The 20,729-nt window shown below is 46.0% G+C and carries 11 protein-coding genes; all 11 read right to left on the bottom strand.

Annotation, left to right across the window (positions count from 1 at the left end; translation table 11 throughout):
• Positions 1-117: 117 nt before the first annotated feature.
• A complete protein-coding gene (locus L0P88_RS01495) occupies positions 118-1,971 on the bottom strand; it encodes a T9SS type B sorting domain-containing protein (RefSeq protein ID WP_247132877.1) in 1,854 nt (617 codons plus the stop codon).
• A gap of 79 nt (positions 1,972-2,050) precedes the next feature.
• On the bottom strand, positions 2,051-2,353 hold the full coding sequence (locus L0P88_RS01500; RefSeq protein WP_247132878.1) for a hypothetical protein: 303 nt from the start codon (positions 2,351-2,353) through the stop codon (positions 2,051-2,053).
• 75 nt (positions 2,354-2,428) lie between these two features.
• Positions 2,429-3,148, bottom strand: coding sequence for a hypothetical protein (locus L0P88_RS01505; protein WP_247132879.1), 720 nt, complete (start codon positions 3,146-3,148; stop codon positions 2,429-2,431).
• A gap of 71 nt (positions 3,149-3,219) precedes the next feature.
• On the bottom strand, positions 3,220-3,693 hold the full coding sequence (locus tag L0P88_RS01510) for a lipocalin family protein (RefSeq protein ID WP_247132880.1): 474 nt from the start codon (positions 3,691-3,693) through the stop codon (positions 3,220-3,222).
• Positions 3,694-3,773: 80 nt separating this feature from the next.
• Positions 3,774-4,016 (bottom strand): hypothetical protein, encoded by a 243-nt coding sequence (locus L0P88_RS01515; protein ID WP_247132881.1) that lies wholly within the window; start codon positions 4,014-4,016, stop codon positions 3,774-3,776.
• A 12-nt stretch (positions 4,017-4,028) separates the two neighbouring features.
• On the bottom strand, positions 4,029-4,259 hold the full coding sequence (locus tag L0P88_RS01520; protein ID WP_247132882.1) for a hypothetical protein: 231 nt from the start codon (positions 4,257-4,259) through the stop codon (positions 4,029-4,031).
• Positions 4,260-4,340: 81 nt separating this feature from the next.
• Positions 4,341-4,970: a hypothetical protein gene (locus L0P88_RS01525; RefSeq protein WP_247132883.1), complete on the bottom strand. Its 630-nt coding sequence runs from the start codon at positions 4,968-4,970 to the stop codon at positions 4,341-4,343.
• A 262-nt stretch (positions 4,971-5,232) separates the two neighbouring features.
• Positions 5,233-7,002, bottom strand: coding sequence for a T9SS type B sorting domain-containing protein (locus L0P88_RS01530; protein ID WP_247132884.1), 1,770 nt, complete (start codon positions 7,000-7,002; stop codon positions 5,233-5,235).
• 1,093 nt (positions 7,003-8,095) lie between these two features.
• Entirely contained in the window at positions 8,096-11,173 is a 3,078-nt protein-coding gene (locus L0P88_RS01535) for a S8 family serine peptidase (protein ID WP_247132885.1), read from the bottom strand.
• A gap of 1,093 nt (positions 11,174-12,266) precedes the next feature.
• Entirely contained in the window at positions 12,267-15,233 is a 2,967-nt protein-coding gene (locus L0P88_RS01540) for a gliding motility-associated C-terminal domain-containing protein (protein WP_247132886.1), read from the bottom strand.
• 860 nt (positions 15,234-16,093) lie between these two features.
• Complete coding sequence (locus tag L0P88_RS01545) at positions 16,094-20,524, bottom strand: leucine-rich repeat domain-containing protein (protein ID WP_247132887.1); 4,431 nt, start codon at positions 20,522-20,524, stop codon at positions 16,094-16,096.
• Positions 20,525-20,729: the final 205 nt, after the last annotated feature.

Here is a 20,729-nt window from a genome sequence, read left to right on the forward strand (position 1 = left end):
CCTGACGGGTTCCCCTCCCTCCAGGGGAAGGTTTTCGTAACCATCGTTCAGTGCCATGATGGTACAGGGGTATTTGTTCAATACTGCATAAAACCCTTTCCTTTAAGTGTGGGGGAGTCAAGGTTGGCGCTTCAGCGCAAAGTAACCTTTGAAAACTTTTCGGACACCATCCGCGGTATCATAGGTGAGACTGAACCAATAACTTGATGAAGGGGCTTCATTCCCTCGAACAGTGCCATCCCATTCCCATCCCATTTCATCGTTGAATTGATGCTGAACTGCACCAAAACGATCAAAAATCGTTATTTCCGGATTATCGATTTCAAATAGGTTCACAATCTTCCAGGTATCGTTAACGCCATCACCATTAGGTGTAAAAAATCGAGGGTAATCTACAATATAAAATCCCTTGGAAACAACACTGCATTCATATTCATCTTGAACATAAGCAATGTAATCGTCTCCCGGGGCCAAATTGGAAAAAACATTGTCCTCTTTAAATGTCAATCCATCCAAGCTGAACATATACTCATTTGGTCCTTCAACATTTATGGAAACGGAGTGGCTATTACTGAACATATCGCTCAAAATATTCACCTCAAAAAGCGTGGGCGGTCCGGAAGTAGTTACAGTTGCGGACAAGGACAGGTAACAATTGTACCGCAGGTTTTCAACCACAACATGATAAATTCCCGGTTCGGTGGGAACAAGCGAAGGTTGATCTTCATTTGCCATCAGGTTTTCGGTACTTACCGAGTTGTAGTACCAATCAAAGGAATACTCCGCCGAGGAAAGCTTTGTGTCCATTTGGGGAAGGGGCTCAAAAGGGTTTCCCTCACCATCCAAACATAAAATATATTCTTCTTGCAAGGTGGATGAAATATCCAATGGAAAAGAATCGATATACTCGATTTCCACACGACCTTCAGAGATACAATTGGCGGAAAACTCCACTTCCACCTCATAGATTCCATCCTCGTTCACCGATACTGTGGGCTGGTCATCAAAAAGGGATAATTGTACACCATCTTTAAACCATCTGTAATGGGCTTCACCAGAAACGGTGGCATCCATTTCAAAAATGTCTCCCTCGCATAGGGGATTGCCGTTTTGTACAGTTCTGTTTTCCCCTAGGGATATATCCACGGAAAAACTCCCTGCTTCCAAAAAAACGGCAGAATCATAAGCAGTATCTTCGAAATCAGCTATGACGAGTTTTATGGTATACGTTTCTCCGGGATTTACCATGGATTGTGCCACCAAACTTGTTGTGTTCCCAGTCATCGATATCGCGGAATCATCCCCGTTGATACCCGCAAAATACTCTTCATTACTGGCTTCACATGAAGTGGAAAAACCGAGTGAATCAGGTACACCGGGCCTAATACTGGTTGCTGAAACGAGGTCTTGCGACCCCGGAACCAGCGCAAGATTGGACGAGACACCATTGGAATCTGTTAAGATAAAAGCAAATACATCAGAATATATGCACTGCCAAGCTCCTTGAATCGTTGCATACTCCTCGGAGGCAAAAAGGAAATTAAAACTCATGTTGTTTGCCCTGGGAGTAAAATCAAATTCTATGTAGGAAGCATTATAAAGAAGACTATCTGCTACTCCTGTTACAGTGGACAAATCGGAATCACCGAGCCATCGATCGTTCCCCGAATTCTTAAGGGGACCAGTATTTGGCCCAACAGCGTCAATGGCCCTACCCGTGGAAATCACAACACCTTCCCTATAAGGGAAGTTATCGCCATTGAACTCAAAATAGCCAATACCGTTTACGCCATTTACGACATAGTCGGTACCGGTGGAAGATCTGTAGTTGGAAGTCTCAGCGCAATTCCTGTCCACCAACACCTCGGTTACCAAACGCTCCACAGCATAGTTTGGGTCCACAACAATTTGCCCAAAACAGGGTGCGCATATGCAACCGAACAGTAAATATAGGACTGATGTTCTCTTCAAAATACATTGGGTTAGCTATCAGATTACATGCTCAAATTGGAACAAAATCGATGTAATCGGATATCGTTTAAATAGACTTTTACATTTTTGATTTCGCTTTTTTCAGGGCTTCACGGAATTCCTTTAATTTAGGTTCAACATCCTTTCCTGCCGATGTAATCAAGGAATCAAAAACTACTACGGCTTTATTGAGAACCCTTATTTCATCAGCTTTCGATTTTTCTTTTCGATAGATGATCGCTAATCTCCTGTATGGAAAGCTACCTTCGAAGCCTTCGGAAATATTGGCTTCGTAAAGCGCTTTGGCTTCCAATATTTTTCCTTTCTTTTCCAATCGCTTCCCCATTGAATTTCTATTGACCTGTGCCTTCAAACTGCCCATACTTTGCTTCAAGAATTTAAATTGATATACTTAGCATTTTTTGTTTTACAAGCGTTGCCATGGTGCAAAACGACCTTACTCCTTTTCCATTTCCTCCATCATCCGATCGAAAGTGGTGATCCTGCTGTAGAGCTTTCCCCCCAAACTGATTATGGGGCCGGACAGGGAATCCATCGCTTGGGCCGATTTGGACAAAATTTGGCCCAATTGTTCCTTCACTTCGGGACTTTCATCCAGGGAAACACTTCTAAAGGTGAAATTTCCGGCATTGAGCCGGCCGATAATGCTATCACAGGCACCACAGCCCTTAAATGTGTAGATGGTGATCTGCTTCTTTTTCTTTGGCCTGACCTCGGGCGGTGGGATGTCCACTACTTCGGATTCCTTTTTCCCTGCCTGTTTTGGTAAACTGTCGTTGGCCCTAAGACCAAGAGGTTCCGGTATAGGTTGAATCCGGTCCTTGATCCTCATATATTCTTTCCAGCGGTACGATTCCAGAACATACGCCATTTCCGAGGTTTCCCGACTTGATACGCGCCTTAGGACCTCGTATTTGCCTTTTGGGGATAAACTATCGTCCCGTTCAACAGCACGTTTTTTGACCAGGAACCGGGCAACGGTGGATTGGAACTCCAAGGCTTGATCCGCCCCCATTACCAAATACGGTTGATACTTCGCAGTGATGTCCCTGGCTTCAAAACGGATGTTCCGGTCAATTTTCAATGCATACAACGTCTGTCCCCGTAAGAAAGGGACCGATACTAGAAATAGGCCAAAAGCCAGAACGGTACGCATGAAATGTCGATTGGTCCCCATCATCTTTAATAACGTAGCAGTGGGATATGTGCTGCTCTGATATATGCCCATCACTGTCTATGGTAAGTCGTTCGTATAACCAATCGCTTTTGATTGCCATTTTCGGTAAATTCCTCTACATGCGCAATGCCAAGCTGTGTCCCGCTCAAAGTAAATTCAACTGTTTGAGTATCCTCTCCGTCATAGGCAACAGAAAGTAGGTTTCCATTGACCGAATATGTTCCAACATCGGTTGATGTTTCAACAATAACATCTCCATTTTCGGTATAAGAGTACGATTTAAGGTCATCAAATGTCCCATCTGCATAGAAGGTAATCCTAATGAAGTTATCAGCATCAATGGTATCTGTTGCTATACCGTCCGAAACGTTGTTTGTAAACTCCTCTGTTGCGCCAGAAGCCTGTAACCAGGTGCCCACTAGGGACGGACCTTCGGCGTCGCTATTGCATGAAGTGGGCAATGTTGTCGCAAATGCCTCTACTTCCAAAGGAGTCATTGCTCTCTTTTTTCTTGATTGGTTCATTTTTTAAAAATTATGGCTGTTGATTTAATGATATCGATATCTAAAATTGATGGGGATGTAAACCCGTGGGCAGTGATTCTTTATGTTGATCGGTTCCCACGGTCTTTTCCCGGTTGGATCTCTTTCCAAAGTTTTTTGAAGGCTTCCTCCCTTTCAAAGTGTTTCCGCCATTTTGACCTCACAAATAGCTTGTCGGAGGAAAATTTATTTTGGACCAATATCCTGATATCGGCCATGAGGCTTTTCTTCTCTTCCCCCAGCCTTTCGTTCTCTTCGAGGATTTGTTTGTACAGCTTCCTTTTAATGTATTTATCCCTTCCCATTTCAAGATTTATTTAGCCATCCAGATTTTCAATCTTTTTGTTGCATCTTCTCATAAACAGGATTGCGGCCACCATGATAAAATACCATCCCACAACTTCTATGTAGGGCAACCAATAATCCAGTTTTGAGGTCCATTCCTCCATATTGGTGTCCGCTTTGCCCGTCATCACAACAAGTACCCCGAATATTGCGTACAACAAAGGATTCTCCAGTAATCCCCAACTTTTCTTTTGTTTACTCATCGTATTCAGTTTATTGGCTTTCGGTTTTTGCACCAGATTCTTTTTGTAATTGGCAAAACTGTATTCCGGCCTTGCGCCATATTAAAACCTCCATCCAAAATTCAAACCGCCCCTTGGTTGCACCTCCCAACCAACAATGTCATCGCCCGGCAATCCAAGGTTCCTCCCGATTCCCACACCTAAATCCACAAGAAAACCGCTCTGACTTATCCATTTCCAACCAATTCCCACACCTATGGAGGTATCAAAATAATAATCTTCACCTGTTGACAAGAAATCATTTATAATAGCGGAAAACCACTCTTTAAAAATGAAGAATTTCAAGAATCCTTCCGCATAAAACCCCCTGGCCCCGTAATCCTGTTTGGAAAAGAAATATTGTCTGTAGTAAGGTGTGAAAGAGAATTGTTCAAAATCTGTATAACCATCCCAATCAAGGGAGACAAACAGGTCCGCACCGATTCCAGCGTATCGCCCCAGGATATACTCGTATCTGGGACTTAGGGCCGGAATGGCTATTGCCGAGAGAACGTCGATGCTTACCTCGTTTCTTTTGGCCACGGAAAACTTCGCAACCCTCTTTTCCGAATCCGTAGGTTCATCTTCCTGACAAAAGGCACAAATTGAAATTAGAAAAGCACCAGAAATGATCAAAAGGTCTTTCATATCACTGTATTTGTTATCCATTACGCTGTTAAGGATGGTTTTCATAACGACGGGGACCTTGGAAACCAAGTCCCCGTCGTCTTAACCTCACATATGGAAAAACCAACTTAAAAAATGGAAAAGGCCCTCGAGGGTCAACCCTATGACACAGCCACTCCTACTGAAAACCAATTCCATTTAAGAAGATTACCTGAAGTAAAGCTCAATTTTAACACGGTTCCATGCCAAAAAAAAGTGTTGGAGTCCTTAAAATTCGGGACGAGAAAGGGAATTGATGGGACAATGGAAATCTCCGTACGAGGATGAGTCAAGGTTGGCGCTTCAGCGCAAAGTAACCTTTGAAAACTTTTCGGACACCATCCGCGGTATCATAGGTGAGACTGAACCAATAACTTGATGAAGGGGCTTCATTCCCTCGAACAGTGCCATCCCATTCCCATCCCATTTCATCGCTGAATTGATGCTGAACTGCACCAAAACGATCAAAAATCGTTATTTCCGGATTATCGATTTCAAATAGGTTCACAATCTTCCAGGTATCGTTAACGCCATCACCATTAGGTGTAAAAAATCGAGGGTAATCTACAATATAAAATCCCTTGGAAACAACACTGCATTTATATTCATCTTGAACATAAGCAATGTAATCGTCTCCCGGGGCCAAATTGGAAAAAACATTGTCCTCTTTAAATGTCAATCCATCCAAGCTGAACATATACTCATTTGGTCCTTCAACATTTATGGAAACGGAGTGGCTATTACTGAACATATCGCTCAAAATATTCACCTCAAAAAGCGTGGGCGGTCCGGAAGTAGTTACAGTTGCGGACAAGGACAGGTAACAATTGTACCGCAGGTTTTCAACCACAACATGATAAATTCCCGGTTCGGTGGGAACAAGCGAAGGTTGATCTGCATTTGCCATCAGGTTTCCGGTACTTACCGAGTTGTAGTACCAATCAAAGGAATACTCCGCCGAGGAAAGCTTTGTGTCCATTTGGGGAAGGGGCTCAAAAGGGTTTCCCTCACCATCCAAACATAAAATATATTCTTCTTGCAAGGTGGATGAAATATCCAATGGAAAAGGATCGATATACTCGATTTCCACACGACCTTCAGAGATACAATTGGCGGAAAACTCCACTTCCACCTCATAGATTCCATCCTCGTTCACCGATACTGTGGGCAGATCATCAAAAAGGGGTAATTGTACACCATCTTTAAACCATCTGTAATGGGCTTCACCAGAAACGGTGGCATCCATTTCAAAAATGTCTCCCTCGCATAGGGGATTGCCGTTTTGTACAGTTCTGTTTTCCCCTAGGGATATATCCACGGAAAAACTCCCTGCTTCCAAAAAAACGGCAGAATCCACGGCGGCATCATCGTAATCAGCTATGACGAGTTTTATGGTATACGTTTCTCCGGGATTTACCATGGATTGTGCCACCAAACTTGTTGTGTTCCCAGCCATCGATATCGCGGAATCATCCCCGTTGATACCCGCAAAATACTCTTCATTACTGGCTTCACATGAAGTGGAAAAACCGAGTGAATCAGGTACACCGGGCCTGATACTGGTTGCTGAAACGAGGTCTTGCGACCCCGGAACCAGCGCAAGATTGGACGAGACACCATTGGAATCTGTTAAGATAAAAGCAAATACATCAGAATATATGCACTGCCACGCATTGGCATACTCCACGGAGGCAAAAAGGAAATTAAAACTCATGTTGTTTGCCCTGGGAATAAAATCAAATTCTATATAGGAAGCATTATAAAGAAGACTATCTGCTACTCCTGTTACAGTGGACAAATCGGAATCACCGATCCATCGCTTGACCCCCGAAGAAGGTTTTTCAATGTCATCATTTGGCCCAACGGCATCAATGGCCCTACCCGTGGAAATCACAATACCTTCCCTGTAAGGAAAGTTATCGCCATTGAACGCAAAATAGCCAATACCATTTATGCCATAGTCGGTACCGGTGGAAGATCTGTAGTTGGAAGTCTCAGCGCAATTCCTGTCCACCAACACCTCGGTGACCAAACGTTCCACAGCATAGTTTGGGTCCACAACAATTTGCCCAAAACAGGATGCGCAAATACAACTGAACATTAAATATTGTACTAATATCCCCTTCAAAATACGTTGGGTTAGCTATCAGATTACACGTCCAAATTGGAGCAAAATTGATGTAATCGGATATCGTTTAATTACACTTTAATAATTAATAATCGCAGGATTCAATACCTTCTGAAAACTTAAAAAATCCCGTATCTAAAACGAGGTCCAAAAGTTGGCGTAAAAACACCTTTTTTGCCCCGATGCTCCCTTGCCATCATATCCCGGACAATGCCCTTTACGTAAAACCTGTCCCTACAGGTCAGTGGAAGTTTTCATAACGGCGGGGACTTTGCAGATCAAGTCCCCGTCGTCGTTTGAACCCCACATAAAGAAAAAACAACCTGGAAAATGAAAAGTCTTCAAAGGGCAACCATTGGCACAGTCACTGCCGTGAAAACCGGTTCCATTACTAAAGATTGCTTCTGGCAAATCTTGATTTTTAAAATGATACCATACCACAAAAAGTGTTGGAGCCCGTAAAATTGAGGATGAAAAAGTGAATTGGAGGGACAATGAAAATCCATTTTTGAACTTTTTGCCGATAGTTAAGACATTTCATCAGAAATTACCCCGCTCCCCTTGAGAAAGGTCCCATAGATGGTCAAGCTCTTTTTCAATATCGTTGAACTGAAAACAATTCGACCTAGGGAAGAGTTGTTCTATTTCAACAATGTCACGAAACCCTATGCAACACCTCCTTACAGCTTCACTTCCTTTCTCTTTAAATCGCTCCAATAAAAGAATAGGTTGGTCTATATATCCTCACCCATTTTGCGCCCTACCCTTCTAGCATAAATTGTTGTAGCTGATAACTAGGTATGTCCTAAATAATTGTTCTTTTCCTGTCCATTATCCAGTTTTTTACCCTAAAACCAATTCTTTAAACATTATTTCAATTAAAAACAAGAGGGCTGCTGAAACATCACACAGCGTGTTACCCTCTTGCTCCTCCCCATTTCCGCTGGTCAAAATCCCGGAGCCACAATTTTTGAAAGGATCTCTTTGTTTTCCCTTATTATCATATTGGAGAAGCGTATATAGATCAATAATTGACGTATATCATTTTTGCCTCGTGGCCCAGCCCCGGTTCGTTGAAGTCTATGACACATACGTAGGGGCCAACGGGCACTAGCCCGCGTTCATCGGTGCCGTCCCAGGCATCGTCGGGCCCACCATAATGGGCACTGAACAGCAAGCGATGGCTCAGGTCGTATATCCTCACCACGTTGTTCCCATACCTTTCAAGGCCCTCGAGCACCAAGGTATCGCCAATGCCATCACCGTTGGGGGAAAACCCCCTGTTGAAATCCGCAAGAGGTTCTTCTTCGGGCACACATTTTGAGATGGTATTCACAGGACCTATGCTTACCTGTTGCGCCGCCAGATTGGACAAACTGTTCACACCCGTGGCCACATTGGCTGGCACATCGATGGTAATATTGCCATTACAGAGGGATGTGGGTACAATGGTAGCGGCATATGTCGATCCACTGCCCGTAAGGGCGCTTACCGTGGCATTGGAAACTTGAACATCGTCCACCCCAAAACCGGTAACGTGACCATCGAACCCAATTTTAATCGTAAAGGGCTCAAAATCATCAACACTTTGTGGCGCACCAATGGTCGGCAGGGGAGCGGTACTGCCATCCGATATGGTTCTGAATCCCGTCCAGTCTGCATCCTTGTAATCTTGTGCCCTGCCTGTGGGCACTATAAGGTCTATTTGGTCACGGTCTGGATTTTGAAAGGCACCTGCATCGAGCGCTGGAGGATTGTTGGCCGCTACGGTCACGATCTCCAGGGTTGCGTTATAGTGAAAAGCATTGGGCCCAATACTGTTGACACTATGGGGTATGGTCACCTCGGTCAAGTTGTTCCTGCGAAAAGCTTCAGTCCCGATACCGGTCACATTGCTTGGGGTTGTGAAGGTTACCCCGGTCAATTGGTTATGCTCAAAAGCTTCATCTCCAATAGCGGTTACCTTAAAGGTGTTCGGGCCATAATCCACCGTTGGGGGAATGGTCACGGTACCTCCCATAACGCTATAGCCTATTGCCGTTACCTCTTTATTGGTTTCTATAGAAGTAACCCGGTAGGTTATATTATCGACAATAAACGTGTCATTGATCTCCAAAAGTTCCGTGATGGATTTGAAGCCCGTCCAGCCTGCATCTTTATAAGCTTGTTCCTTGTCCTTGGGAACGACCACATCTATTTGGTTACGGTCTGTAAAGGTATTGGCGGTAACAATGGTGGGCACGGTAGCAACACCTTGTGCCGTTACTTTTGTGATTGGATTGTCGGCAAAGGCTTCCCCATGAATTTCCCCTACCTTCCCAGGAATCTCCACGCTGGTCAATTGGTTGTTCCTAAAAGCTTTTGATCCAATACTTTCCACACCATCAGGAATCTCCACACTGGTCAGGGCGCTATCCTCAAAAGCACTGGTTCCAATACCGATAACGTTAAAGTTGTTACCCCCATAGGTTACGGTTTGGGGTATGATCAGGTCTCCTCCCGAGCCCGCATACCCTATTGCCCTTACTGTATTTGGATTGCGGCCCGTAACTTCATATTCGATAGTATCGACCTTAAAAGTTATTGCTATCCCAGTGACGATCAAGGTATAATTTTGATTTCCACCTGTCAATGCTCCTTTATGGGTTACTGTAATGGTATAGATACCCGATGCATCGGAGATATCAATTCTTTCAAATGGATCTACGGTGTTGTCCCCTTGATCATTGGTATCCACTCCAGTCAACCGATAAGGCAAGAAGGTATTGGAGGGCTGGGTCACTCTAATGTCCAGGTCATTGACCAGTGCTGGCGTGTTGATATTGGGCGTGACACCGGTCGTCATTGTTCCGGGAGGATCCGTCCATGAAATGGAAGCTATCAAATCATTGATTCCATCTGCTTCAACTGGCAAGGAGTATGATTGGCCTGGGGTCAAGGTGAGCTCAGCGATGATAGAAGTTACGCCATTGTCCGTAATTTCCTGCGCTGCGGCTTTTGCGTTGAGCAGTCCCCACCCGAAGATGGCATCAGGTCCTGGTATGCCGGCATCGTCCGCGGTATGCAGGGCCAGACCTTTCAGTGTGGCCGCTCGCATAAATGAACCATTCAGATTATTGTAGTGCTGCTGTAGCAGTAACAGGCTTCCTGTTACGTTTGGAGCTGCCATGGAAGTTCCCGTCGCATTACGATAGCCCGTATCACTGGTGACATGCGTGGAGTATACACCCGTTCCATTCCCGGTAATATCGGGTTTGATCCTAAAATCATCCGTAGGCCCCTGACTGCTGGTAGGATAAATGGAAACGCCTGCTTTCAATGCACCATTGGGTGCAACGTTAGCGTCCTGTGCGTTGGCCACCACTAGATGGTTTTTGGCGGTTTGCCACATGGCAAGCTTGTCAAAGGTCGGATTATCGTTCAAGGGAAAACCATTGCCGAAATAATGTCCTTCATTTCCGGCGGCAAATACGGCCAGGTAATAAGGAGCCTCGTAGAACAATTCATCCCAGACCCTGGCGGTATAGTCATAGGCTCCAAAGTGGTGACTCCGAAGGTATTCAACAGCGGGTCCATAGGAGTGGTTGGATAATAGCATGCCTGCTGCTGCTGCGTCTGTTGCTTCTGCCAGGTCATTGTTCCATTCATGGGTAAACGCTTGTGCCAGGGGAGCCATGCCTTTGGCATTTGGCTGTACACCAGCTGCCAGGATGGTCCCGGTCACGTGTTGTGCATGCCAACTATCGCTGTTTAGTGTGGTTACATCATCTTCAATAATCACTCGACTAGGGTTAGCCTGGTCATTGAATTCCTGGTGGGTGGGTTGGGTAGGACCACCATCCCATACATAAACGTTCATGCCCTGCCCGTTTAAATCAAGATTCAGCGAGCCGCCTGTATTCAAGTGATTTGTACGCGTTGATCTGGCGGCATCTACGTTATACAGTGTATAATAAATGGGGCTGCCATCATCCCTGACCCCCATGAGTTCATCGAAGGTGCCATCGGCATTGTACTTAATTGGCTCCCATCCATATATTTTGGCCAGCGCCAGCGCTTTCTGTTTATTTGCATGGGCAGTGGCAGTAAATTCCTTAGCCATTGCCTGAAGCTTGCTATGATTATAATCCCGGGTAATCGCACTTCGCTGAATGGTTGTCTGAGCCGGCACTAAAGAATGGGAAAGAAGAACTACCAGTAGTGGTATTACCTTTTCGAAATTCAATATGCTATTTTGTTTCATCCCTTCTTTAAAAATTACACGTATCGTTTTTTAACGTTACTACCTTTATCCCTTAAAAGTGAATTGTTATTTTCATAATCATCACCCAGATGTTTTTGCGATTCCCTACCCTCCAGAATGAATTCAGACATATTCAATTCTAAACAGACCTGGGTTATTGACAAATTCGCTTCTTCTCCTAATTCCTTTAAAGATGGCGAATACCACCAGTTGTAATTGCTTCTTTATTTGAACGATTTTTTTATTTTGAATAGTAACAAAGGGTAAATAATAACCATACAAGGGCAGTATCCAACAATTAGTGCCCAACCCCTTTAAAATTGGGATGTAAAAGGGTGTTTTTGGGGACAAGGGAATCCAGCGATTCCCTTTGATGGTCCGTTTGTCCCGATTTTAGCAGATATGGGCCCTTTTTATCGTCCGGTCTTGGCCATTTCTTTGCCCTAATACATTCCCCCACTACTGAAACAAGTTCAGCACTGGCTCCACCCTCTCCCAAAGAGGGCGACCCACTTCACATCGAAGCTTCAAATCCCAACATTCAGCCCTCACTTCGGAGTAAATAAAGGAAAGCGATAAGCTGTGCGAAGTCTTGGACTTCGCACAGCTTTTTAAGGTATGTGGTTTTTTTGTTATTGGGATTTCTCACGTACGTTCGAAATGACCTTTACTTTGAAAGCATAATTTCGAAAGGGCAAAGCGAGTCCTCATTCCTCAACCCTCGCTTACTGCCTACTCAAAGCTGCCAACTCAAAAACCCACTCCTAAGTCCTAACTCATAAGTTTTCAGTTTTCAGTCCTCACTCCTCAACCCCCACTTACTGCCTACTCAAAACTACCAACTCAAAAACCTACTCCTAACTCAGTCCTCAGTATTCAGCCATCAACCATCAACCATCAACCATCAACCATCAACCATCAACCATCAACCATCAACCATCAGCAATAAACATCAATAATTCACATAGATCATTTTTGCCTCGTGGCCCAGCCCCGGTTCGTTGTAGTCGATCACACATACGTAGGAGCCAACGGGTACCAGCCCGCGTTCATCGGTGCCGTCCCAACCATCTTCCGGTCCGCCATAATGCGCACTGAACAGCAACTGCTGGCTCAGGTCGTATATCCTCACCACGTTGTTCCTATATTTTTCAAGGCCCTCGATCACAAAGGTATCGCCAACGCCATCGCCATTGGGGGAAAACCCCCTGTTGAAATCCGTAAGGCGTGACCCACAGTGCCCGGTCGTTTCCACAATCACCAAGGTGGTAGCTGTGGCCGAATCATTGCCCTGTGCAGCGGTAAGGGTGACCGTCACCGGGGCCCCCACATCGTCACAGGTAAAGGTATCCCTGTCCAGGCTTAAGATTGGGGACTTGTCGCATCCATAGGTGGAGCCGTTGTCCACATCCCCTGGAGAGATGGTCGCCCGATCGTTGGTGTCCAACCACACGGTGATGTACTGGTGGGCAATGGCCACAAGGTTGTCCAAATTTTCCGCAACGGTCACCAAAGCGGTGGTCGTGGCTGTGTTGGTACCATGGGCAGCGGTAAGGGTCACCGTTACCGGGACTCCCACATCACCACAGGTAAAGGTATCCCTGTCAAGGCCCAGTTCCGGGGTTTTGCCACAGCCATAATTGGACCCATTGTCCACCATATCGGGCGAGATGGTGGCCTGTCCACTGGCATCCAACTGTACGGTGATATCCTGGTGGGCGATGGCCACCAAGTTATCCAAATTTTCTTCCACGGTCACCGTGGCCGTCGCCGTGGCCGTTTGGTTTCCTTGTTCAACGGTAAGGGTCACCATTACCTGGCCCACGTCACCACAGGTAAAAACATTCTTGTCCAGGCTCAGGGAAATGGCGCCGGTGCCGCTACAGCCGCTCCCGGAACCATTGTTCACTTGCCCGGCGCCGATGGAGGCCGTTCCATCCGCATCCAACGTAACGGTAATATCCTTGGTAACGGCCACAAGGCCATCGGTATGATCTTCCACGGTCACCACGGCGGTCGTTGAATCCGTTTGGTTGCCCGAGGCAGCGGTAAGGGTCACCGTTACCGGGGTTCCCACATCACTGCAGTCAAAGGTATCCCTGTCCAGGCTTAACGTGATCGCATCCCCATCTTCGCAGTTATGGGCGGAACCATTGTCCACATCGTCTGGTGAGATGGTCACCAGCCCGTTCGGGGCCAGCTGTACGGTAATGTCCTGGGCAAGCGCTACAATCCCGGTTTTGACAACGACTTCCTGTGCCGCCAGATTGGCCATGACGGAGTCCCTATCGAAGGCCGAACCAGCAGCTACGTTGATGGTGATATCGTCATCGTCGCCACAGATGGACATGGGTGTAATGGTAGCTGTATATTCGGATGCGTCGACGGCCTTAAAATTGCTGACCGTGGCATTGGTAATAGCAATATCCCCTTCGTTAAAATCGGTTACCCCCCTATCGAACTTAAAAGTAACTTCAAAGGGATCTGTGGTATTCACTGTTGCCGGTGCCCCTTGTATGGAAACGCCACTAACGCCAATATTGAACATGCGTGCCTGGCCCCATATCAGCCCATGACCAGTTGAATTATCAAAACCATAGTCCGAAGCTCCCATGGCGAGCACCGACCCGTCCGAGGACAGACTGAGACTGTTGACGTTGCCCAACTCATGAGCCCTATGTTCACCATTAAAACCAGCTACTACCTTCCAGGTATTATTATCGGGGCGATATTTGTAAATATTTACTCCACCGTAACTGGGGAAACCATTAAATCTCCTCCCGGGTTCCCCCGCGACCAAGATATTTGCATCATCGGACAATGCGATGCCATATCCAAATCCCCCTTTTAGTTCATTGCCCTTCAAGGTCCAGTTATCCTCGGCATCCCTTTCATACACCTGTACGGAATGATCAACGAACGAAGTCGTCACCATGGCATTGCCGTCTCCGGTCAACCGTACATATGCCCCTCTATCATCACGGGTGACCGTCCCTTCACCACTTATGAAATCACCTATCAGGACCCAATCACCGTTGACATTTTTATATACTTTGGTCAGTACACCTTCAGAATCCCAAAATTTATGATCATACTCGTTTTTATATACTGGTCCAAGATGAAGCGCTGTCATGGCCAGGGTGTTACCGTCTTCGGACAGGTTCACGCCTATCCCCAAACGTTCGTGCGCTGACTGACCTTCAAAATCGCTGCCCAGTTGGACCCAGTTATCGCGGGCATCCCTTTTGAACACCCGTACCTGTCCAGCATCGGAAAGGCCGTCAGCGTCAAAGAATGGGGCTCCCATGGCCACGGTAGTGCCATCCCCGGACAGGCTCACATCAAATCCCGATTGACTCCATGCCTGTGTACCTTCAATATCATTGCCCACTTGCACCCACTTATAGCCGCCTGGGGATGGGGGATCTTCCGTTTTTTTAAATACACGTACACGACCTACATGTGTCTTTCCGCCGAGACGGCCATAATTGCCTCTGCTTCCTATGGCGAGAACGGACCCATCATCCGATAGCTGAAGGGTTCTTCCTGACCGGTGCGCGAGGTAATCCATCTCTATAAGGGGTTCCGGGTATATAAAATCGCCCACTTGTTCCCATCCGATCCCATGAGGACCATTAAGCCCATAGAGAACCTTTTTAGTATATACACGCACAGAACCATTGTTCCCATAAATACCATTTGCTGCAAGTGCACTGCTTGGATCATACCAATTGACTGCCCAGACTCCTATGGCAACTGTATTGCCATCTTCCGACAGGCTTACAGCGTCTCCCAGGCCTAAATGGCCCCATCTATCTACAATATCCTCTCCTATCTGTGATTGGCCGTAACCGTTTAAGCTTATCAGGCCAAAGAGGAGGGCATATAGCTTTAATTGTAATCGTAATTGTTTTTTCATAATACTATTTTTTAACATTTTGAATATTAATAAGTGTTAAAAGGACAGCATACAGGGAAAACAGCCAATAATTAGTGCTGAAACCAATCAAAGAAGGGACATAACAGGATGTTTCTGGGATTTTGGAAAAAGGGATGGAATGCGGTTTTGTGGCGCTGCTTTTACAATGGATACACGTACTTCGCACAGCTTTTTAAGGTATGTGGAGGTTTTTTATTGAGATTTCTCACGTACGTTCGAAATGACCTTTATTTGGAAAGCATAATTTCGAAAGGGCAAAACGAGTCCTCACTCCTCACTCCTCAACCCCACTTACTGCATACTCAAAAACCTACTCCTAAGTCTTCAGTACCCACTCCTCATTCCTCACTTCGGAGTAAATAAAGGAAGCGATAAGTGCGAAGTCCAAGACTTCGAACAGCTTTTTAAGGTATGTGGTTTTTTTGTTATTGGGATTTCTCACGTACGTTCGAAATGACCTTTACATTGAAAGCATAATTTCGAAAGGGAAAAGCGAGTCCTCATTCCTCATACCCCAATCCTTAATCCTCACTTTGCCTACTCAAAGCTGCCAACTCAAAAACCCACTCCTAACTCAGTCCTCAGTATTCAACCATCAACCATCAACCATCAACCATCAATAATTCACATAGATCATTTTTGCCTCGTGGCCCAGCCCCGGTTCGTTGTAGTCTATCACGCATACATAGGTGCCCACGGGCGCCAGCCCGCGTTCATCGGTGCAATGGGAGACCTGCCCACCTGCGGTATCGCGGGCAGGTCCGGAATGGCGCAGAACCATGTCAGTATCCTACAAAGCGGACGATCATTGTTTGTCCATTTATCCGTGGCGGTGCAGCCTATTTTACAAGTATCCGCTTGACCACCCTCTCCCCAGCCCTGGTCTCTATTTCCATTATATATGTACCGCTGGATAAATGACTTATATCCATTTGCAGGGTGTTCGCCGAATGGACATGGACCCCAAGGGCATTGTATATCTTCACTTGCCGTAACGCTTCGCCATCAGGTAGTCCAATGTTGATCTCATCTTGTGCTGGGTTCGGGTAGACGCTGACATTGTTGCGCGCATTAGCTTTAGCAACATCAACATGGGCAGGTGCCACCACATTTTCTAAAGGGGATGCTTTAGGACTGGTGCCCTGTACCACAGCACTCTTTCCTGTCGTCGGTGCCTCTGTAATGGACTTAAAGCCGTGCCAACCTGCAGCAAAATATGCCTCCCAAGTGCCAGCAGGTACGATCAAGTCTATTTGCTCGATGACGTATTCTGAAGGACCAAAGATTTGATAATACAGTGGCGGATTGGTGGCCTCTATCACCACTGTGGTAAGGTTTGAGTTGTTCCAAAAAGCCCCAAGAACAATACTGGTCACACTGTTTGGTATGGTGACCTCGGTCAAGGCGTTACCATGAAAAGCAAAATGCTCGATACTGGTCACCGTATTGGGTATCTCAACACTGGTCAAGCCACTTTGATAAAAAGCACCTTCGCCAATAGCGGTCACCTCGTAGTCGATGCCTTGATAGTTGGCCGTTGGGGGGATGGTCACCGTTCCTCCCGTAATGCCATAGTCCACCACCTTTACTTTATAAGAGGTCAAGGAAGTAATCTCGTATGATATATTATCGACAATGAAGATGTCCCCGTGCTCTGCCGGTTCCGTGATGGACCTAAAGCCCGTCCAATCTGCATCTATATAATCTTGTCTCTTGCCCTTGGGAACGACCAGGTCTATTTGGTCACGGCCTGGATTTTGAAAGGCATCTGCATCGAGCGCTGGGGGATCGTTAGGTTTCACCCTCACCAAGCCAAGGTTTGGGTTGTCATAAAAGGCCTGGAACCCTATACTTTCCACAAGGCCCGGTATGGTCACCTCTTTAAGGTCGTTTTCGGCAAAGGTCCACTTCTCAATTCTGGTGACACCATCGGGTATGGCCACACTGTCCAATTGGTTGTCGCCAAACGCCCGTTGCCCGAGACTGTCCACACTGGTGGGGAGTTCAACACTGGTCAATTGGTTACCGTAAAAAGCATCTTTCCCGATATCCATGACACCGTTGGGTATGACAACACGGGTCAGTTGGTTGTTTTCAAAAGCACTTTCCCCAATACCGGTCACCGTGTTGGGTATCGTCACACTGGTCAAATTGTTGACATAAAAAGCCCATTTCCCAATAGCGGTCACCGTGTAGGTGTTCGGGCCATGAGCCACCATTGGGGAGATGGTCACCATGGTACCTCCCGAGGTGTCATAGTCCATAACCGCTACTTCTTTATCAGGGACTATTTTGGTAATTTTGTATGTGATATTATCCGAAATGAAGGTGTCATCGATCCCTATATCTTCCGTGATGGATTTGAAGCCCGTCCAATCAGGATGGTCCGAATAAGCCGGTACCCTGCCCTTGGGAACGACCAGATCTATTTGGTCACGGTCCGTAAAGGTACTTTCTTGAATATCTGGTGGATCGTTGGCCTTTACGGTCACCAAGTTAAGGTTCATGTTGGCTGAAAAGGCATCATCCAAAATATGGGTCACACCATCGGGTATGGTCACACTGGTCAATTGGTTATCCTGAAAAGCACTATGCCCAATACGGGTCACACCATCCGGAATGTTTACCTCAATCAAATTCTTGCTCATAAAAGCTTGATTATCAATACTGGTCACCTTGAAATCAATGCCTTGGTAGTAGGCCGTTGGGGGGATGTCCACACTGGAACCTCCTAAGGTGTCATAGTCCATAACCGCTACTTCTTTATCGGGGACTATTTCGATAATTTTGTATGTGATATTATCCGAAATGAAGGTGTCATCGACCACATCTTCCGTGATGGACTTGAAGTCCGTCCAGTCACTACTCAAATAAATATCCTTCTTGCCCTTGGGAACGATCAGGTGTATTAGGTCACGGTTTTTAAACGCATCTTTATCGAGTGTTGGAGGACTGTCAGCCTTCACCGTCACCATGGCAAGGTTTAGGTTGTCCCAAAAAGCCCATTGATCGATCCTGGTCACATTGACCGGTAGGGTCACCTCGGTCAAATCGTTGTCCCAAAAAGCACTGTTCCCAATAGTTTTCAAGCTGTTGGGTAGGGTCACACTTGTTAACTGGTTATTCTGAAAAGCATGGGTCCCAATACTGGTTAAGTTGTTGGGTAGGTTCACCTCCGTCAATTGGTTGGACTGAAAAGCGTAATTCGAAATACGGGTCACACTGTTGGGTATGGTCACACTGGTCAATTGGTTCACGGCAAAAGCAGCCTCTCCAATATTGGTCACCTCGAAATCGATGCCTTGGTAGTTGACCGTTGGGGGGATGTCCACACTGGAACCTCCTAAGGTGTCATAGTCCATAACCACTACCTCTTTATCGGGGACTATTTCGGTAATTTTGTATGTGATATCATCCGAAACGAAGGTGTCATCGACCGCAACTTCCGTGATGGATTTAAATCCCGTCCAATCAGGATGGCCCGAATAAGCCTGTACCCTGCCCTTGGGAACGATCAGGTCTATTTGACCACGGTTTTTGAACGCATCTTTATCGAGTGTTGGTAGGGGATCATTGGTAGACTTCGCCCTCACGGTGACCAGGTTTAGGTTGTCCCAAAAAGCCCATTGATCGATCCTGGTCACATTGACCGGTAGGGTCACCCCGGTCAAATCGTTGTGCCAAAAAGCACTGTTCCCAATACTGGTCAAGTTGTTGGGTAGGGTCACCTCAGTCAATTGGTTATTCTGAAAAGCATGGGTCCCAATACTGGTCACATTGTTGGGAATGGTCACACGGGTCAATTGGTTGTTTTGAAAAGCATAATTCCCAATAGTTTCCAAGCTGTTGGGTAGGGTCACACTGGTCAATTGGTTCACGGCAAAAGTTGCCTCTCCAATATGTGTCACACCTTCAGGAATAGTGACACGGGTCAATTGGTTATCGCCAAAAGCATGACTCCCAATGCTGGTCACACTGTTGGGAATTTCAAGATGTCCTTTTAATTGGTTGTACTGAAAAGCATTGTCCCCGATCCTGGTCAACGTGTTAGGTAGGGTCACACTGGTCAAATTGTTGAGATAAAAAGCCCATTTCCCAATAGCGGTCACCTTGAAATCGATGCCTTGGTAGTTGGCCGTTGGGGGGATGTCCACACTGGTACCTCCTGAGGTGTCATAGTCCATAACCGCTACTTCTTTATCGGGGACTGTTTCGGTAATTTTGTATGTGATATTATCCGAAATGAAGGTGTCATCGACCACATCTTCCGTGATGGACTTAAATCCCGTCCAGTCACCGTGCAAATAAGCTTGCACTCTATCTTTAGGTACAATAAGATCTATTTGGCTACGGTTTGTAAGGTCTTTAAACGCTTTTTCATGGAGTGTTGGAGGACTGTCACGCTCCACCATCACCAGGTGAAGGTCCAAGTTGTCTGTAAAGGCATGCTGTCCAATAAAGGTCACACTGCTGGGAATCTTGATACTGGTCAATTGGTTAATGTAAAAAGCACCTGGCCCAATACTGGCTACACTGTTTGGAATTTCAAGATGTCCTTGTAATTGGTTGGCCATAAAAGCAGCCTCGTCGATACGAGTCACACTCTCGGGTATGGTCACACTGTTCAATTTGTTGTCTAGAAAAGCACTATTCCCAATGCTGGTCACACCGTTGGGTATGGTTACACTGGCCAATTGGTTGAAGGCAAAGGCACCATCCTCGATACTGGTCACACCGTTGGGTATGGTTACATTGGTCAATTTGTTGTCTAGAAAAGCACTATCCCCAATGCTGGTCACACTGTTGGGTAGGGTTACACTGGTCAATTGGTTATTGTAAAAAGCAAAATCCCCAATAGTGGTCAAACCGTTGGGTATGGTCACCTCGGTCAGGTTGTTGTACGCAAAAGCACGTTCCCCGATACTGTCCAAACCGCTGGGTATGGTCACCTCGGTCAGGTTGTTGTACGCAAAAGCATGACTCTCGATACGGGTGACACTGTTGGGAATGGTTACGCTGGTCAATTGGTTGTATCTAAAAGCATCCTTGCCAATGGCGGTCACCGCATAGTTGACAAGTTGGTATCGGACCGTTGAGGGGATGGTCACTTCCGTGGTCGCACCGATATAGTCTACCACCTCAACTTGGGCTGGAGCGGTAGCCGTAATTTCGTATCTGATGCCATCAACGGTAAATTGTTGGCCATAACTGCTAATGCCCACCAATACCACAAAGATGGTAGCAATCATTAAGTGTAGTTGTTTTTTCATTTTAATGGTTTTTAGGTTAATGAATATAAATTCAAAGTAAAAAAGAACCATACATGGGAAATGTCCAAAAATCAGTGCTGAAACCAATTAAAGAAGGGACATAACAAGGTGTTTTTGGGGATAATAAGAATCCAGTACTTGACCTATTCATTGGAAAACGGTTCAACAATAGTGGAGGAAAACGACTTGCCCTCCCAAATTGGGA

Source organism: Muricauda sp. SCSIO 64092 (assembly GCF_023016285.1).
In the GTDB taxonomy this organism is placed as follows: Bacteria; Bacteroidota; Bacteroidia; order Flavobacteriales; family Flavobacteriaceae; genus Croceivirga.